Annotated in this window: 17 protein-coding genes; 16 read left to right on the forward strand and 1 reads right to left on the reverse strand. The window is 29.8% G+C overall.

Annotation, left to right across the window (positions count from 1 at the left end; translation table 11 throughout):
- Window positions 1–12 precede the first annotated feature (12 nt).
- Both ETU10_RS08460 and ETU10_RS08465 read left to right on the forward strand, forming a co-directional pair.
- Window positions 13–429, forward strand: a complete 417-nt coding sequence (locus ETU10_RS08460) for a hypothetical protein (RefSeq protein ID WP_146311456.1) — start codon at window positions 13–15, stop codon at window positions 427–429.
- Between the two features lie 11 nt (window positions 430–440).
- Window positions 441–806 carry a VRR-NUC domain-containing protein gene (locus tag ETU10_RS08465; protein WP_146311458.1) on the forward strand — a complete coding sequence of 122 codons (366 nt, stop codon included), beginning with the start codon at window positions 441–443 and terminating at the stop codon, window positions 804–806.
- A 108-nt stretch (window positions 807–914) separates the two neighbouring features.
- On the opposite strand, the gene ETU10_RS08470 is transcribed toward ETU10_RS08465, so the two are convergent.
- Entirely contained in the window at window positions 915–1,574 is a 660-nt protein-coding gene (locus ETU10_RS08470; RefSeq protein ID WP_146311460.1) for a hypothetical protein, read from the reverse strand.
- Between the two features lie 315 nt (window positions 1,575–1,889).
- Between ETU10_RS08470 and ETU10_RS08475 the strand changes: the two genes are divergently transcribed.
- The 14 genes from ETU10_RS08475 to ETU10_RS08540 all read left to right on the forward strand — a co-directional run bounded on the left by ETU10_RS08475 (window position 1,890) and on the right by ETU10_RS08540 (window position 15,498).
- Window positions 1,890–2,087 carry a hypothetical protein gene (locus tag ETU10_RS08475; protein ID WP_146311462.1) on the forward strand — a complete coding sequence of 66 codons (198 nt, stop codon included), beginning with the start codon at window positions 1,890–1,892 and terminating at the stop codon, window positions 2,085–2,087.
- 1 nt (window position 2,088) lies between these two features.
- Window positions 2,089–2,340, forward strand: coding sequence for a hypothetical protein (locus ETU10_RS08480; protein WP_146311464.1), 252 nt, complete (start codon window positions 2,089–2,091; stop codon window positions 2,338–2,340).
- A gap of 8 nt (window positions 2,341–2,348) precedes the next feature.
- Window positions 2,349–2,912, forward strand: a complete 564-nt coding sequence (locus ETU10_RS08485; protein WP_146311466.1) for a terminase small subunit — start codon at window positions 2,349–2,351, stop codon at window positions 2,910–2,912.
- Window positions 2,896–4,347: a phage terminase large subunit gene (locus ETU10_RS08490; RefSeq protein ID WP_146311468.1), complete on the forward strand. Its 1,452-nt coding sequence runs from the start codon at window positions 2,896–2,898 to the stop codon at window positions 4,345–4,347. Before ETU10_RS08485 ends, ETU10_RS08490 begins: the two co-directional genes overlap by 17 nt.
- Window positions 4,344–4,916: a hypothetical protein gene (locus tag ETU10_RS08495; RefSeq protein ID WP_146311470.1), complete on the forward strand. Its 573-nt coding sequence runs from the start codon at window positions 4,344–4,346 to the stop codon at window positions 4,914–4,916. The genes ETU10_RS08490 and ETU10_RS08495 overlap by 4 nt, the downstream gene beginning before the upstream one ends.
- Window positions 4,913–5,419 (forward strand): hypothetical protein, encoded by a 507-nt coding sequence (locus ETU10_RS08500; protein WP_146311472.1) that lies wholly within the window; start codon window positions 4,913–4,915, stop codon window positions 5,417–5,419. Before ETU10_RS08495 ends, ETU10_RS08500 begins: the two co-directional genes overlap by 4 nt.
- Window positions 5,412–5,867: a hypothetical protein gene (locus ETU10_RS08505; protein ID WP_146311474.1), complete on the forward strand. Its 456-nt coding sequence runs from the start codon at window positions 5,412–5,414 to the stop codon at window positions 5,865–5,867. The genes ETU10_RS08500 and ETU10_RS08505 overlap by 8 nt, the downstream gene beginning before the upstream one ends.
- Entirely contained in the window at window positions 5,857–6,795 is a 939-nt protein-coding gene (locus ETU10_RS08510; protein ID WP_146311476.1) for a hypothetical protein, read from the forward strand. Before ETU10_RS08505 ends, ETU10_RS08510 begins: the two co-directional genes overlap by 11 nt.
- A gap of 1 nt (window position 6,796) precedes the next feature.
- Window positions 6,797–9,628 (forward strand): hypothetical protein, encoded by a 2,832-nt coding sequence (locus ETU10_RS08515; RefSeq protein ID WP_146311478.1) that lies wholly within the window; start codon window positions 6,797–6,799, stop codon window positions 9,626–9,628.
- A gap of 14 nt (window positions 9,629–9,642) precedes the next feature.
- Complete coding sequence (locus ETU10_RS08520) at window positions 9,643–13,530, forward strand: phage tail tape measure protein (protein ID WP_146311480.1); 3,888 nt, start codon at window positions 9,643–9,645, stop codon at window positions 13,528–13,530.
- Window positions 13,514–13,813, forward strand: coding sequence for a hypothetical protein (locus ETU10_RS08525; protein WP_146311482.1), 300 nt, complete (start codon window positions 13,514–13,516; stop codon window positions 13,811–13,813). The genes ETU10_RS08520 and ETU10_RS08525 overlap by 17 nt, the downstream gene beginning before the upstream one ends.
- Window positions 13,801–14,025: a hypothetical protein gene (locus ETU10_RS08530; protein ID WP_146311484.1), complete on the forward strand. Its 225-nt coding sequence runs from the start codon at window positions 13,801–13,803 to the stop codon at window positions 14,023–14,025. The genes ETU10_RS08525 and ETU10_RS08530 overlap by 13 nt, the downstream gene beginning before the upstream one ends.
- A gap of 126 nt (window positions 14,026–14,151) precedes the next feature.
- Complete coding sequence (locus ETU10_RS08535) at window positions 14,152–14,400, forward strand: hypothetical protein (protein WP_146293013.1); 249 nt, start codon at window positions 14,152–14,154, stop codon at window positions 14,398–14,400.
- A 12-nt stretch (window positions 14,401–14,412) separates the two neighbouring features.
- On the forward strand, window positions 14,413–15,498 hold the full coding sequence (locus ETU10_RS08540; RefSeq protein ID WP_146311486.1) for a hypothetical protein: 1,086 nt from the start codon (window positions 14,413–14,415) through the stop codon (window positions 15,496–15,498).
- Window positions 15,499–15,517: the final 19 nt, after the last annotated feature.

Consider the following 15,517-nt stretch of genomic DNA (forward strand, 5'->3'; position numbering starts at 1 on the left):
AAAATAAACAATATGAAAGAAAAATATAAAAGAGAGATATGCGAAATTAATAAAGAAATTTTTGAAAAAACTTACGAAAATTTTGGGCATTATTCAATGATGGTAGTTATTAAATTATCCGAATTTGCTAAAGATAATAATGCAGATAATTTAGTAGATGCTTATTTTTTACTTATAGGATTGGCTAATAAATTCGACGTAAAATTAGATGCAGTTGAAAGTGTTGTAGAAAATTTTGAAGATAATCTTCATTTTTATAGCCGAATATCTAATATTTATTCAATAATTGAGGAATTTTCATCGAACAAATCTATTCGTTTATCTATTTCTAATTCGTTGGCTTTTATAGAAAAATTTTGTCAACATTATAATATAGATTTGGAGGGATGTATTTTAGAAAAAATAAAAATTTTAAATAAGCAAAACTAGACTTTACAATAATGGTAAAATATGTTAATACCAAACCCCGGCATTTAGAAAGCAAACTTCAACAAGCGTGCGTTCGTTGGTTTAAGATCCAATACCCAAAGGAAACTATTTTTGCTATTCCAAATGGAGGTAAAAGAAATGCTTTAGAAGCTAAAATAATGAAGGGAGAAGGAGTACTAGCTGGAGTGTCTGATCTTTTTATAATGAAGCCATCAAAAAATTACTCTGGTTTTTTTATTGAGATGAAAATAGGTAAAGGAAAATTATCAGAATATCAAAAAGAGTTTCTAACTATAGCTAAAAGTAAAGGCTATAAAACTGCCATTTGTTACTCTTTTGATGACTTTGCTAAGGAAGTTAATAACTATTTAAATTAGATATTAAATGAAACCTTCAAAAAAAAGAATCTTATATTCAGATATTTCTTATTTGGTCAACAAAAAAAGCTACTTAAAAGTAGCTTATATAAATTTCTTAAATTACTATTAATCAACTCTAAAAGACGAAAGTCTGTCATTCCATTTTCTTAGATTAAAAAAACCTCCCCCATATTTATAGCTTTTTAAATTAAACACTTCTAATATATATTGATTATTTACTCTTACAGGTTTAAGAGTCAAACTTCTTCCTCCTAAACCACCGTGTTCAAATATAGTAACTGAAAAGTTGTAAGTTCCTTGTGCGTATATAGATGTAATTTTATCATTCAGTTCACGCGGGACACCTTTAGCTATAACTGGAATATTATAACCTATACTTCTGCCAAAATAATTATCGTGCTCATACATTATAACATAACCACTCTTAACTACATTAAAATTACTAAACGGTTTTAATGAAGCTTTCTCTTTAATTTTTTCATAATTTTCATAATACTCTATACTACCATCTTCATTAACTAATATAGAAAGTGTTGGATTGTTTATGATCTCATTATACAATGATTGAACTTCATTATCATTTATTACATATGTAGAATCATTTTTTATGGTATAAGTGCTGGAGTATTGTTTACCATTATAAGTAAAATTCATCACCTTTAGATCAGGTGTTTCAGATATATCACTAAATGAATCACTTTGACAGGAAATAAACAAAAGAGACAAAGCAAACAAAAGAGAAAACAAATGATTTAATTTTTTCATATTTTTATATTTTTTTACTAATATATATATATTATTTATCCTGATTACGTTACAAATAATAAAATTTTAAAAAAATTAATAAACCTTAATTTTAATTTTAAGAATGAACAAATTTACTCAGCTTTATACTTAAATCTTTACTTTAAATAAAAGTAATTAAATAACTATAATATAATTTGTTATTATGAATAAAAACCCTATATTTGTGTAGGGAATGTAAGCGCTCTTTATTTAATTATCCCTTGTTGATTTAAAATAATTTATTAGAATTTTAAGAGAGCTATGTTAGGCTCTCTTTTTTTTTAAATGCTCTTTATGAAAATTATTTTTATTAAAAATATAGAAGACTTTAACCTCAAAGTTGAAGAACAAAGAAAAGAAGTTCAAATTCAATTAGACTACTTCACTAACAATAAATCCCTTTCCTCTAACCAAAGAAAAAAACTTTTCCAATCCATTGAAAAAAGAGGAAAAGAGATAAGTAATTACTTCAAAAAAATAAATCATCTATAAAATGAAAAGTAAAGAAATCAATATTTGTGCTTATATATTTATAATAGCTCAAGCGCTATTTATAGCACTTAAGATCTTAAAGATAGTACTGTGGTCTTGGTGGTGGGTACTATCTCCTACTATTATTCTTTTTAGCGCATCCATAATTTCATTTATAATATTCTTACCCGCTATATTCTTTTCCAATAAGAAAACAAAGAAGAAAAGTAAAGAAGGGTGTGAAGACAAAAAGGTGGAAATCACTCATTTTTAAAACGCAAGATGACTGAAAAAAAATTAACTCTAAAACAAAAACAATTTTGCGAAGAATATGTTCTGGATCTTAACGCGACTCAGGCAGCAATAAGGGCTGGATATTCAAAAAAAACAGCCTATGCCATAGGTCAAGAAAACTTGAAAAAACCTGAAATTCAAAATTACCTGACCAATCTAAGAACTGAAGTAAAAGAGCGAAATAAAATAACCATTGACGAGCTGGTTAAAATCCTTGCTGATATTGCTAGGTTTGACCCTGTAGATATACTAAATGATGATGGAACAATAAAGCCAATTAATCAAATACCAAAAGGCACAAGAAACGCCATTGCTAGTTTAGAAATAGAGGAATCAACATCAATAGGAATTAATGACGGGGCTCCGGGAAGTATGAAATTTACAGGATTAATAAAGAAAATAAAACTTGTAAGTAAAGAGGGGGCTATCGACAAGCTATTGAAACATTTAGGAGGGTATGAAAAAAACAACGAACAAAAGAAAAGTAACATTAACTTTTCAAGCCTTTCAAATGAAACAATTAAAGAATTGTTAAATGCAAATATCAACTAATCATATTAGCGAACTAATTAAAGGAATCACTCCATTAGATGTTAAAATTGAAGCCTTCAAAAGAGGTATTTTTGATTTTATTATTAACATTGAGGGAAAGAGACATTTAAAACAACAACAAGCATTAAAAATTTTAACAGATAAAGAGACGGAAGAATTTTCTTATGGAGGAGCTGCAGGGGGTGCAAAAAGTTGGACAGGGTGTTCTTGGTTGTTATTTAATTCTCTTGCGTATCCTGGATCTAAATGGTTTATTGGTAGAGAAGAACTAAAAAGGATAACAGAATCTACTCTAATAACTTTTTTTAAAGTTGCTAAAACCTATGAAGCAGGATCATTTAAATACAACGGTCAAAAAAACTTCATTCAATTTGAAAATGGTAGTAGAATTGATTTATTAGAACTTAAATATCTACCTAGAGATCCTCTTTATGAACGTTTTGGGTCCACTGAATATACAGGAGGGTGGATTGAAGAAGCAGGTGAAATAAATTTCGGGGCTTATGATGTGTTAAAAACCCGAATAGGAAGGCACTATAACGACTTATATAAAATTACTGCTAAAGTTTTTATAACATGTAATCCAAAGAAAAATTGGTTGTACACAGATTTTTATAAACCTTTTAAAGAAAATAATTTAGAAGCTCATAAAAAAATGCTCCTTGCCTTTGTTCAAGATAATCCATTTATTGAAAATGGCTACATAGAAAGATTAAAAAGAACCAAAGACAAAGCAAAAAGAGAAAGATTATTAAATGGAAATTGGGAATATGACGACAATCCATATGCTTTATGTAGTTATGATGACTTAATTGGCGTTTTTGAAAATGATCACATTCAAAAAACAAATAACTATTATCTAACAGCAGATATTGCAAGGTTTGGTTCTGACGAAGCTAAAATAGGGGTTTGGGATGGGTGGATATTGGAAGAAATAATAAGCTTTGATATTAGTAAAACAACTGAAATACAATCTGTAATTGAAGCTCTAAGAGTAAAATATAACATACCTAAAAATAAATGCATTGCAGATGAAGATGGTGTTGGAGGCGGTGTAGTAGACAATTGCGGTATTGTAGGTTTTAAGAATAATGCAAGGCCTTTAGAAGAAAAAATTACTAATGGAAAAACAGAAGTACCGGAATATGAAAACTTGCAATCTCAATGTTTATTTAAGTTAGCTGATAGAATAAACACAGCTGGGATTTATATCAACGCAGATGTATCTCCGTCCGAAAAAGAAAGAATTATCCAAGAGCTTGGGACAATTGAAATAGATCCAGCAGTTACCAAAAAATTATCCATTGTAAAAAAGGCAAGAATAAAAGAAGATATAGGAAGATCTCCTGACTATAGGGATATGATACTTATGAGAATGTTCTTCGATCTACAACCAAAAAAAACTGTAACCATACTTTCAAGCCGAATAATATGACAAATGAAAATATAAACTTAAAACTGATTCATGATTTAAACTCAATAGATCAAGAGGACTTTATGTTGATAAAGCAAGCCATTAAAAGAAAAAATGAATTACTAAATACTAATTGTAAACCTTTAAAATTTACTTCATTTGAATGTGTAAAAATAAATTTAGTTAACTATATAAAAGATGCTAAATATTTACAAGTTATTCAACTAATTCTGAAAGAAAACGATAACCATACAGAGTTAGATGAAATAAAAAAGATTTCAAACTCTGATTTATTATCCTTTCTTTTTTGGATTATGGATGAATTAGAAGCAATCAACCAAGTAGAAAAAGAATTATTTAATACCCCCCCTACTTCCGAAGAACTTGAAGCTGGAATAAATAACTTCAATCAATTTGGTGTCATTAATACCATTGATGCTTTAGCAGGTGGAGATATTCTTAAATGGGAGAAGATAGTAAAGTTATCCTATTTCGATGTATTAAATAAACTATATAAAAATCAAGTCACTAATAACTTTCAACAAGCGTACTCTAAAGTTTTAATGAGAAAAAATAAAATAAAAAGATGAAGCACTTCGATATCATTGAATTTTGGGAAAAACAAACGACAATTTGGAATGATCAAAAAAAATGTGGAGAGTGTTGGGATTTTTCTGCTCCATTGGTTGAATCTCAAGCATCCATCCATCAACTAAAAGAAGAAACAAAATGTTGTAATCATCTTTTTTTAACCGAATTAGAAATTGATGACGTAGTTACTTATGATAAAAAAACAGGTTATCCCTCTCAGAAGTATATTGATTATTCTTTTGATCTTTATGTATTAAAAACAGGAGCCTTACTTTCCAATAACTATAATGAAATAACGGGTTATCCTATAGAACAAAGCAACTGGAATAAGATATACAAACCTTTAATAGATTGTTTCTCAGGGGAGAATGTCCTTGATTTTTGTAGAGCCTTAGGTTATGATGTTCAGGTTAATAGAAAAAAAATATCTATTGTTTATAACTACCTGTCCAATATTTACAACGGATTAAAAATTAAATTCATTTTCAGACTATATGAATAAAAGTAAAGAAAAAGGTCTAGAAGTTATAGGGCGAAATGTATGTGAAAAAATTCTTATTCCAAACTACGATCGCTTAAAATTAAGAGCGTCCGGGCAATGGTCGAGGATGTTAGATGTTAGAACAAGAGGAAATACAATAGAAATATTGGGAGCCAATTATACTCATTATATGATTCATGGACGAGCATCAGGGAAATTACCCCCTATTGCTGCTATTGCCCTTTGGTTAAAACAAAAAGGAATAAAAGCTAACCCTTATGCAGTAGCAAAAACCATTGCAAAAAACGGTACAAGAACCTTTCAAAAAGGAGAAAATAACCTATTAAAGGTTTTGGAAGACAGTAAAAATAAACAAGAAATAGCCCTGCAGGTAGGAAAAGTTTTATTGCCCGAATACCAACAGAGATTAATTGAAATACTAAAAAAACTTTTAAAAAATGGTCATTAAAGGAATTGAAAACGAAGAATTAGTAAAAGTTAATTCACCTAAAATTTTAAGCATTACGACTGATAATAACACGAAAAATATGCAAATCGCTTATTCTGTAAATGGACAAATGTATAGTAATATTATTTATCCAATTGAAAAAAATTATAATGCAGAAATACAGGCATGGTTAAAATTAGCTTTTTATCCTTTTGTTTTTGATTTAAGCAATTACACTTCCAAAGAATTAACATCTATCCCTAATGTTCATTTTGCGGAAGCTACGGTTTCTTTTGTAGCGAGAGATTTTAACAATATCGCAATAGAAAACACCTCCATAAATTTATCTCTCTTAGATGATATAGTGTGGGATAAATTCATAATCGACGATGTGGTAAAAAAAGTTTACTGGGATGGAATGGGTTTTGTTTATTCCTGGTTATCGGAGGACTTAAAAACTAGATTTATAACAGATAATATCGATCTTATAAAGTTATATAATCCTACCATTGAAATTAAAAAAATTCCCACTCATAGCTGCTCTGGTTATTATCTTACTTGGTATGGGTTAAATACAGATTATTATTTCTGGTATTTTCGATCATTTGAAGAATCTTATAGTGTTGACGAGATAGGTAGAATAGATTTATTTACTAGTTCAGATTCTGATAAGACTATAGATTTTGAAGATCCAAATCAATCTACCCTAGGTATGGACCAGCAAAAGAATATAACTCTTACAACTACCCTAGAGGGAGAGTATTTTGATTTATTTATTACCCTATTCCAATCTCCAAATGTCTTTGTTCAAAAAGTAGAAAAAGGAATTAAATATAAATGGGAAAGAGTTTTCATTAAAGATCAAGACTTTGCTTTTACATCACAATATAAAACAAAAGAAGTTCAAGTGAAACTAAGCTTTGATAAACAATATACAGTAAGAAATTAGAATGAAAATATTAAGAATTAATAATCAACTCGTAGATCTTCATGAGGACACAGATATAAAAATTAAATATCAAGTTTCTGATATTGGAGCAATTCAAGAAAATAAATGTACATATTCTGATAGTTTTTCAGTTCCTAAAACAGCCAATAATTTAAAAATTTTCGATGGATTATCTTTAATTGGTGACATTTCTCGAAGACCATACAAAAAAAACACTTGTACGTATCAAGTTGATGGAGCGACTCTAATTTCTAATGGTTGGGCAGTAATTGAAAATTCTGACGAGGAATTTAATATTCATATTTACGAAGGTGTAATTGACCTTTATAAAGACATTGAAAATAAAAATGTAGGAGGTGGAGAATTAGATATATCTAAAGCAAACCATATAAAAAACATAGATACAGTTATTAATTCTTTTTCTAACGAATACTATCGTTATTTGTTGGCTGACTATAACGGAAACATCTATTTAGACAAATCCATAAATATAGATTATTTAGTACCATCTATTCGATTAAAATATATAATCGACGAAATTGCAAAAAGATTTCAATGGACATTTATTGGTTCTGTATTTTCTTCTCCTGATTATCTTAATAGTTGGATTACTTATCCTAAACCTACAATTCCTGTTGAAGAAAGCGTTGAAAATATATTAGAGGGAAAAAATGGACCCTTTCTTAAGAAATATACAGGGGGTAATAATTTTATACCTTCTCAAGGAGGGTTCGTCAAAATCACTACAAGCGAGGAGATGCAAAAGGATAATTCCTATAAAAAATGGAATGAAATTTCAATATCTGATAAAGCTCTTAATAAAGGTTATACTCTTATTGATAACTGGGGATTAAAAATACCACAAGATGAGCCTGAAACTATTGAATTAAGTATTGCACTTAACGGGTATGTTGACTTAGTGTCGCAATATTATGACCCTTTCGGAACATCTTATAATCCAAATGACGCTAAAGTCAAAACCTATCACGAATATGTCACATTCACTCTTGAAATTCTTGTTAATGAAATTGTAAAAGCTGAGGTTAATAGTTTTGTGGTTAAATCGCCTTCGGGAGTTCCAATAAGCCAATTAACACAACCTGTTAACAAGACTATTTATAATCTAAAACCAAATGATGTTATAAATTTTAGAATAAAACCCACCATGGGTGGAGATAGAATTGGAAATAATCTAGGTCCTAACCAGTGGGAAAAAAACGTATTTCAATACGGAGAGTTACATTTATACAATATTGAAATATCTATAAATACGTTAGATGCCGGTAAGGCAGATTTTCAATTGGCTTTAAAAGATTTTAAAATAACAGATCTATTTAAAAAGTTCGTGACAGATTTTGGATTATCAATATATATCGACAAATATGACAAAATCGCTACTTTTTTAACCATTGATGAGCGTATTAATAAAGGAAAGATATATGACTATAGCAAATTTTACTCAAATAGAACCAATGAGGAATACCAAATAAATAATTATGCACAATTAAATTATTTTCGATATAAATACAATGATAGTGATGTAGACTACAACGATGGTTATATAAAAATAGATGATGTTAATTTAGAAGATGAAACAACAATTTTTGAGTCTAAATTTTACTCTCCTGAAAAATTAGACAAGACTATTCATACAGGATTTAGTGAGATTGTTGTGCCGGTGTGTAAAATTTGGGACAAGCAGGTTGATCAAAAAGAAGAAACTATAACAGTTAAATATAAGGAACTAGATAAAAGATTTTATATTTTGCGACAACTTCACCCTACCCTAGTTAATGTAAATCTTATTTCAGGTATTCTTAAAACTTCAAAAAATAATGTGTCAAATGCGCCTATTGCAACTTTTGAAGGTCTAAAATATCAACAAATTATAAATAATTATTGGCAAAAAACAGAGCAAATTTTAAATGATTTAAGGATACACACAATAAACTTAGCTCTATCAAAAGGAGCTTTAGAACACTTTGACTTGAAAGGTATTTATTATTTTAAGCAAGAAGGCATGTATTATATTCCAAATTCATTAAATGTATCAAAATCAAAAATTGAAGGAGAGTTTATTAGAGTAAAGAGTGATGTATTAACCACCTGTCCAATTGTTACATCTTTCTCAATTGAGCCTTTTGATAATCCCTCAGAAAAAAATCAAATTTTTAAAATTTCTTTACCTTACTTAGATGGCTATATAAATCATATTTACTTTCGCTCAATTAAAAAAACAGAATGGGAAAAAGCTAAAGTTAATTTTCAAACGGATGGTAACAATGTATTTACTTCAATTAAATTACCATATGGATTGTACGATTTCAGGTTTCAGCTTGATAATGGGAGATGTTCAAATACTTCTTTAAATAATAGTGTTGGTGAGAATAGCGTTGGAATAGATAAAAAAATCTATTTACCATTAGAATGGTTTGATCATGAAGGTCATATACTAATAAAACTAACTATTCCTCTTGAATATATATCAAGTACAAACACTTTAGACTTTATAGTTTCAAATTACCAATATGTGGGTGTTGGCTTTGGAGATAAAAAAGATCCAATAGTTAGTATATGCGTGTTAGATAATAAAGAAATTTTAAAAAACACTACTATTCTTGAACCTGATATACAAGAAAAAACTTATTCAATTTTGAACAAAAATGAGATATTAAATATTTCAAACCCATTAGAAATAAAAATAGGAAAAAGTGATTTTGCTACTACCTATGAAGGGTTTATAAGTGGAAATATTGAAGTAAAACTAAACACCACTGAAGGTGATATATATTATAAACCTATAATTTCATCAGGCTTTAAAGCATATTCTTAATAAAAGACAAAAAAATGGCAGAAAAAATATCTATTGCTGAACTTGATTGGGATACAAGTTTACTTGAAAAATCTATTCAAAATTATACCCAAAAATTACAAATTGTAAAAAAAGAACAGGATGGAGTTATTTTATCATTAAATACGATGACTTCTGAATACGAAAAACTATCTAAGGTTGTAAATCTTTTTACCACTTCTGATAAATCCATGAATGTGGAATTAGAAAAGAACAAAAAGCAAATGGATGAGCTGAAAGCCTCGATGCGGGCTCAGGCAGAAACTATTGCTAATTTACAAGCCCAAGTTGCCCAATTAAACAAAGAAAGAACCAGAGCTAATGAAATTCTGGAGATGACAAAACAAAAGGAAAAGGCAAATTCAGATGCATCTCAAAAAAATGCTCAAGCAACTATTATATCACTGCAAAAGGTTAATAAAGAACTGGAGAAGACACAAAATGTAAAAGTCACTACAGTAGACTTAAATGTTGATAGTTTTTTGAGTAAGGCGGCAGAAGCTAGAAAACAGGTTGAAATATTAAAAGGAGAAGTAAAATTTTTTACTGATGCAATTAAAGAAAACGAAAAAACCATCTTAGGAGACAGCGAAGTATTAAGTTCATTAGCAAGACAAGGAAAGTCGAATAGTGATGAATATAAAGAAAGAGCAAGGTTAATAAAAGAGCTGCAAGACAAAAATAAAGGACTAAGAAATGAACTTGAATTAAATGCGTCTGCTTTAAGAAAAGAACAACAAGAATTAAGAAACTCTCAAAGACAGGTTGATGCTTTTAATAAAACCTTGGTGGATGAATATGAAGTTATAATAAAAACGGACGGGTCTATTAACCAGCTTAGTCAAGCTCTTGCTAATAATAGGAAAATATATAGAGACTTAACAACAGGGCAGAGAAACAATATTGAAGTTGGAGGAAGATTATTAAATATTATCCAGGCTCAAGATAAAGAGTATAAGGAGCTTCAAAAATCTACAGGAGTTAATCAAGTAGAGGTAGGAAATTATAGAGGGCAATTAGAGGGATTATTTGAAACTTTACAAGGGGGGGCTACTCCTGTTCAGGCTCTTACAGGAGAATTTAAAGGTCTATACTCTCAAGCATTAGCTCTAGGCTCCAACCCTATTGGTGCATTTTTAATTGCTTTAGCAGGAGTCGCAAAACTCACAAAAATGTGGTATGATTATAATGTCGAAATGAGCAAATCCACACGTTTGGTTCAGCAATTTACAAGTCTTTCAGGGGATGCTCTAACGGATTTAACAGTAAAGGTTAGAACTTTGTCTAAAGAATCAGGAGAAAGCGAAAAACAGACCCTAAATGCTGTTAATGCGGTGGCAAATAGCATGGGTATTAGTTATGAAGATGCCTTTAATAAAGTGACGAATGGTTTTATACGTTCTGGAGAGAGTGCAGAAGATTTCTTTGATAATACTTCTGAATATGTCTCACACTTTAAAAATATGGGTTATTCTGCTGATGAGTTCTTCTCTATTATGGAAGAAGGAGCGAAAGCAGGTACATATAAAGATAAACTTGTTGACACTATCAAAGAATTTTCCATACGTTTCAATGATCTAAATAAAGCGGGAAAAGAAAGTTTAGATAATACTTTCGGCAAAGCTTTTATTGATAATTTAATTAAGCAATATAAAGCTGGAGAGGTACAAGGTCGTGAGGTATTAGACAAACTAATAAAAAAAGGTAAAGAACTTGGTTTATCTTTCAAAGATACAGGGGCGGTAGTAGCTAATGTAATGGGTTCTATGGGTGAAGATACTGGAGGTTACGAGCATATCGTTAAAGCCCTAAATAATGGTCTTGAAAATACCCACCGAGAATTAACGGAAATCGAAAAAGCTAGACAGATTGAAATCAAATCAACAGAGGCTTTAAATCAAAAATGGGCGCAGTTATTCAATACGTCTGGGGGTACATTTGAAATGATGAAAGCACAAGGAAAATCTTGGGTGAATGGTACATTAATTAAAATGATTGATGGTATAATTGAATTTGCTAACGGATTTATTGAAACGTACAATAGTTCGATGCTTCTTAGAGGGGCCATTGGTAGTATTGGAACTATATTTCAGGTTCAAATGTCAATTGCTACGTCTGCACTCAAATTACTATGGAATAATCTAAAAAGTAGCGCGAGGTTAATTAAATCTCTCTTAACCTTAGATCTAGATGGTATAAAAGATTCCTTAAAAGATGGATTTATAGGAATGAAAGACATTGCTATCTCAGGAGCTAAAGACATTAAAAATGCTTATGAAAGCGCTATAAACACAACCGTAAACGGCAAACTGAATAAAATTGAGTTTAGTTCCTCTGCTTTAAAGGATGAAGGAGGTGAAGCTAATTCAACGAAGCCAACCGCTGTTAAACCACCTTCGCAAAACACTAAAAAATCCGGGTCTTCAAAAAAAGACAATGAATCTTTAAAACAAGCTCAGGAGCAGTTAAAGGCTTTACAAGCCATATCCAACTCTAGCTTAGCTATCATGAAAGCCGAATTAGACGAATTTATTAGAACTAGTGAAAGCAAATTAGATGAAAGTAAAAGAACTAATGAAAAGCTTTTACAGCTAGAAGCGGAGCGTTTAAAAGAAATCGAAAACAAGCAAAAAGATTTCCTCGACCAAGAAGCTAAAAATCAAATAGAACAAGCCCGCCAAACGATTAAAAACGAACAGGAAAAGAACGCTAAAATCTTAGAAATTACCACCAAACTTGGATATGAAAAAATTAAATTGGAAAGCGAAACAGACAAAAAAATTAAGGAAAATAAAGATAAATATAACGCCCAAATACTCGCAGAGCAGAAACAAGCAAAAGCTTTAGAGTTTAAGCAAAAAATAGAAGCTTTAATTAGTAGTGGAGCAAGCGAGTATTTAATTAAATCTGAGCAAATAAAAAATGAATACCAACAAAATGAAGAAAGAATTAAACTTGAAAATGAATTAGTAGAAATAAAAACGCAAGAACAAGCCCTTAAAATGGCAGATATTAATTACGAAATAGACCAAGCAACTTTAGAAAGAAAAGCTTATTTAAATTCTGCCCTTTATAATATGGATTACGAATATAAAAATGCCCTTATTCAACTACAGCAAGAAGCTAAGCTAGCAGAGCTTGAAGCATACGCACAAATAGCTCAAGGTGTAGCTCAAGTTATGGGAGAGCAAGCAATGGCGGGGAAAGCAGCTGCTATTGCAGCAACTACTATTAGCACGTATGCATCAATTGTTAACACGTTAGAAACATTTACCAAAAAGGGATTACCTATTCCAGGGTACGCAATTGCTCAAGCAATTGCTACCGGGGTATTTGGATTTGCTCAGGTAGCCAAAATAGCTGGTGTAGATATGGGAAATGCTACAGAAGGCTTGCAGAAGGTAGGTAAAGGAGTAGTAACAGCTATACAAGTTTCGCCTTTGAGAAAAAACGAGCCCTCTCAAGGCTACTTCAAAGGAGGATATACTGGAGGTAGTTCCATTTACGAAGAAAGAGGAGCTGTGCATGGAAAAGAAGTAGTGTTTAATCATAAAGATGTAGAAGCTTACGGAGGGTGGCAGAATATAGAGTTACTACGCCCAACCTCTGACATGTTTCAGGGATTCCCAGTTAACACTCAAATGATTTTAGCCTCCAGTCAAAATTCAAATAATTTTGATTTATCATCCCTCTCCTCCTCTATAAAACAAGGGGTATATGAAGGGGCTTTAAATGGAAGTAAAATAGGTAGTCAACAAGGCTCACAAATAGGAAGTCAGATAGGCTCACAAATAGGAAGCCTGCAAGGCAGCCAAGCAGGAAGTCAAAAAGGTATCAGTCAGTTAAGTAAAAACCAAAGAATAAGCGATGGAGCGGGTTTCTAGTTTTTTAAAAAAAATAAAAACTATTTCTAAAAATGGAATAGATCCAGTTCAGCAGGGTATTAATAATTTTAATGCCCCTGTTGAAACAATAGAAGAATTAGCCAAAAAAAGGGCTGAAATATGTGCAGGATGTGAGTTTATGAAGATGGAGCCTATTAGCTTTTTGAGGGTAAAAGACAAGCGAATCCCTTTGATTTCAGAGCAATATTGTGTGAAATGTGGGTGTGAATTGCCTTATAAATTAAGACAAAGCATTGAAAAGTGTGAAAAATGGAATGTGTAGGAGAATTAATAAATAAAAATAAGAGTGTATTTAAAAGGATGGTAAGAGGGGGCTTAATTAGCTGTTCTGTAGTAAACCATTATGAAATGTATAAGTTCTATAAAGGAGTAGATAATTCACTAAGTAAAATGGAAAAATACCAATTAACCGCTGAGGAGTTTAGAGTAGATATCAAAACCATCATACGAGCTATAAAAAAAATGGAAAGGTAAAAATATGTAAATATAAATACATATTTAAGCTGAATTATATATATTTGCGTAAGCTTTCTAAGTTATTAACTAGAAATTTCATCTCATTTTTAGGGGGTGTAATGTAACTTATTAATATTAAAAGTCATGAAAAATACTACATTAATACTTAAAGAAGCATTTATAGGAGCTTTAAAGTCTGTATCTAATGTATTTGATATTTTCTTTGGTTCTGATATGGAATTAATTGATAAAGACGGTAAAGAACTTTTATCTAATCCTGAATATATTAAAAGATTGAATGAAGCTATGAATAAAAGAAACGAAACAGGTAATAAGGAAATTGAACCTATCGAAATCAAAATGAAGGATGGCAGAGTTTTAAAAATTTCTTAATTAATTTTAATAATGGATGCTAGTTTACTAGTTTTAAATATTATATTTCTAATAATAACCATTATCATTCCTGGACTCATTTTAAAAAGATTTTATTATTTAGGTGAATTTTCAAACCAATTCAATAATACTTCAACAGCCAACAACGTCATCTCTACTATTTTTTTAGGAAGTGTTGTAGTCATATTTAATTTGTTATTAACGAGTTTAGCCTCTTCGTCAACTTTTACTACAGATCAAACTCATATTAATAATATTTATGAAAATTTATCAAAAAATAAAATCCCTCCCTATGACATAGAGGTTATAATGCTATTGATTCAATATTTATTTACATCTGTTATTTTAGCTATACTTATTGGATTTACATCTCATAAAATTGTAAGAATATTAAAATTAGACGTTAAATTTCCTTTATTTAGATTTTCTAATCATTGGCACTATTACTTTAAAGGAGAGATCTCATTAACTAAACCTTTTAAACATATAAATAAAAAAATTAATCAAACTTTTGCTGATATTTTATTTAGGTTAAACGGTGAGGATACCATACTATATTCAGGGGTTATATCTCAATTTACTACTGATAAGAAAACTAATGATTTAAAATTTATTTATTTAACTAATGCTAAAAAAAGGAAAGATGAAAAAGAAGAATTTAAAGATATCCCAGGGGACTGTTTTGTAATTCCTTTTGACAGAGTAATAAATATAAATATTCAATATTTAGGAGTTAATAAAGAAGAACATAAATCTATTGTCAGAAACAAAATTTATTTAAAACTAATTAATTTTATATCAATAATATTGTTTCTATCATCATTTATTCTTATTATTTTTCCTTGGGTTTACTTAAATGATATATCATGGTACAAAAAAATATTTGGTATAATAAGTTCACTATTAGCCTTGTTCTTTTTAATGGGAATCTTATTAGATTTTGTTGAATCTGTAAATCCTAAAAATAATAAAAAACATTATACTAAAATAAATAACATTACTGCTTACATCATATTATTTATTTGTTTTTCATTATTTACTACTATATCTCTATACTTCTACAATTTACTACACTATCTTATTTTCCAACTGAGATAAAATCATTACTTTTGGGCTA

The organism is Apibacter muscae (assembly GCF_007845595.1).
Lineage (GTDB): Bacteria > Bacteroidota > Bacteroidia > Flavobacteriales > Weeksellaceae > Apibacter > Apibacter muscae.

What these genes read in the sequence shown, in the direction of transcription:
- ETU10_RS08495 (WP_146311470.1), top strand. Translation starts at nt 4,344, where the DNA reads ATGACAAATGAAAATATAAACTTAAAACTGATTCATGATTTAAACTCA.
- ETU10_RS08500 (WP_146311472.1), top strand. Translation starts at nt 4,913, where the DNA reads ATGAAGCACTTCGATATCATTGAATTTTGGGAAAAACAAACGACAATT.
- ETU10_RS08525 (WP_146311482.1), top strand. Translation starts at nt 13,514, where the DNA reads ATGGAGCGGGTTTCTAGTTTTTTAAAAAAAATAAAAACTATTTCTAAA.
- ETU10_RS08535 (WP_146293013.1), top strand. Translation starts at nt 14,152, where the DNA reads ATGAAAAATACTACATTAATACTTAAAGAAGCATTTATAGGAGCTTTA.
- ETU10_RS08465 (WP_146311458.1), top strand. Translation starts at nt 441, where the DNA reads ATGGTAAAATATGTTAATACCAAACCCCGGCATTTAGAAAGCAAACTT.
- ETU10_RS08530 (WP_146311484.1), top strand. Translation starts at nt 13,801, where the DNA reads ATGGAATGTGTAGGAGAATTAATAAATAAAAATAAGAGTGTATTTAAA.
- ETU10_RS08460 (WP_146311456.1), top strand. Translation starts at nt 13, where the DNA reads ATGAAAGAAAAATATAAAAGAGAGATATGCGAAATTAATAAAGAAATT.
- ETU10_RS08510 (WP_146311476.1), top strand. Translation starts at nt 5,857, where the DNA reads ATGGTCATTAAAGGAATTGAAAACGAAGAATTAGTAAAAGTTAATTCA.
- ETU10_RS08520 (WP_146311480.1), top strand. Translation starts at nt 9,643, where the DNA reads ATGGCAGAAAAAATATCTATTGCTGAACTTGATTGGGATACAAGTTTA.
- ETU10_RS08515 (WP_146311478.1), top strand. Translation starts at nt 6,797, where the DNA reads ATGAAAATATTAAGAATTAATAATCAACTCGTAGATCTTCATGAGGAC.
- ETU10_RS08475 (WP_146311462.1), top strand. Translation starts at nt 1,890, where the DNA reads ATGAAAATTATTTTTATTAAAAATATAGAAGACTTTAACCTCAAAGTT.
- ETU10_RS08540 (WP_146311486.1), top strand. Translation starts at nt 14,413, where the DNA reads ATGGATGCTAGTTTACTAGTTTTAAATATTATATTTCTAATAATAACC.
- ETU10_RS08485 (WP_146311466.1), top strand. Translation starts at nt 2,349, where the DNA reads ATGACTGAAAAAAAATTAACTCTAAAACAAAAACAATTTTGCGAAGAA.
- ETU10_RS08505 (WP_146311474.1), top strand. Translation starts at nt 5,412, where the DNA reads ATGAATAAAAGTAAAGAAAAAGGTCTAGAAGTTATAGGGCGAAATGTA.
- ETU10_RS08470 (WP_146311460.1), bottom strand. Translation starts at nt 1,574, where the DNA reads ATGAAAAAATTAAATCATTTGTTTTCTCTTTTGTTTGCTTTGTCTCTT.
- ETU10_RS08480 (WP_146311464.1), top strand. Translation starts at nt 2,089, where the DNA reads ATGAAAAGTAAAGAAATCAATATTTGTGCTTATATATTTATAATAGCT.
- ETU10_RS08490 (WP_146311468.1), top strand. Translation starts at nt 2,896, where the DNA reads ATGCAAATATCAACTAATCATATTAGCGAACTAATTAAAGGAATCACT.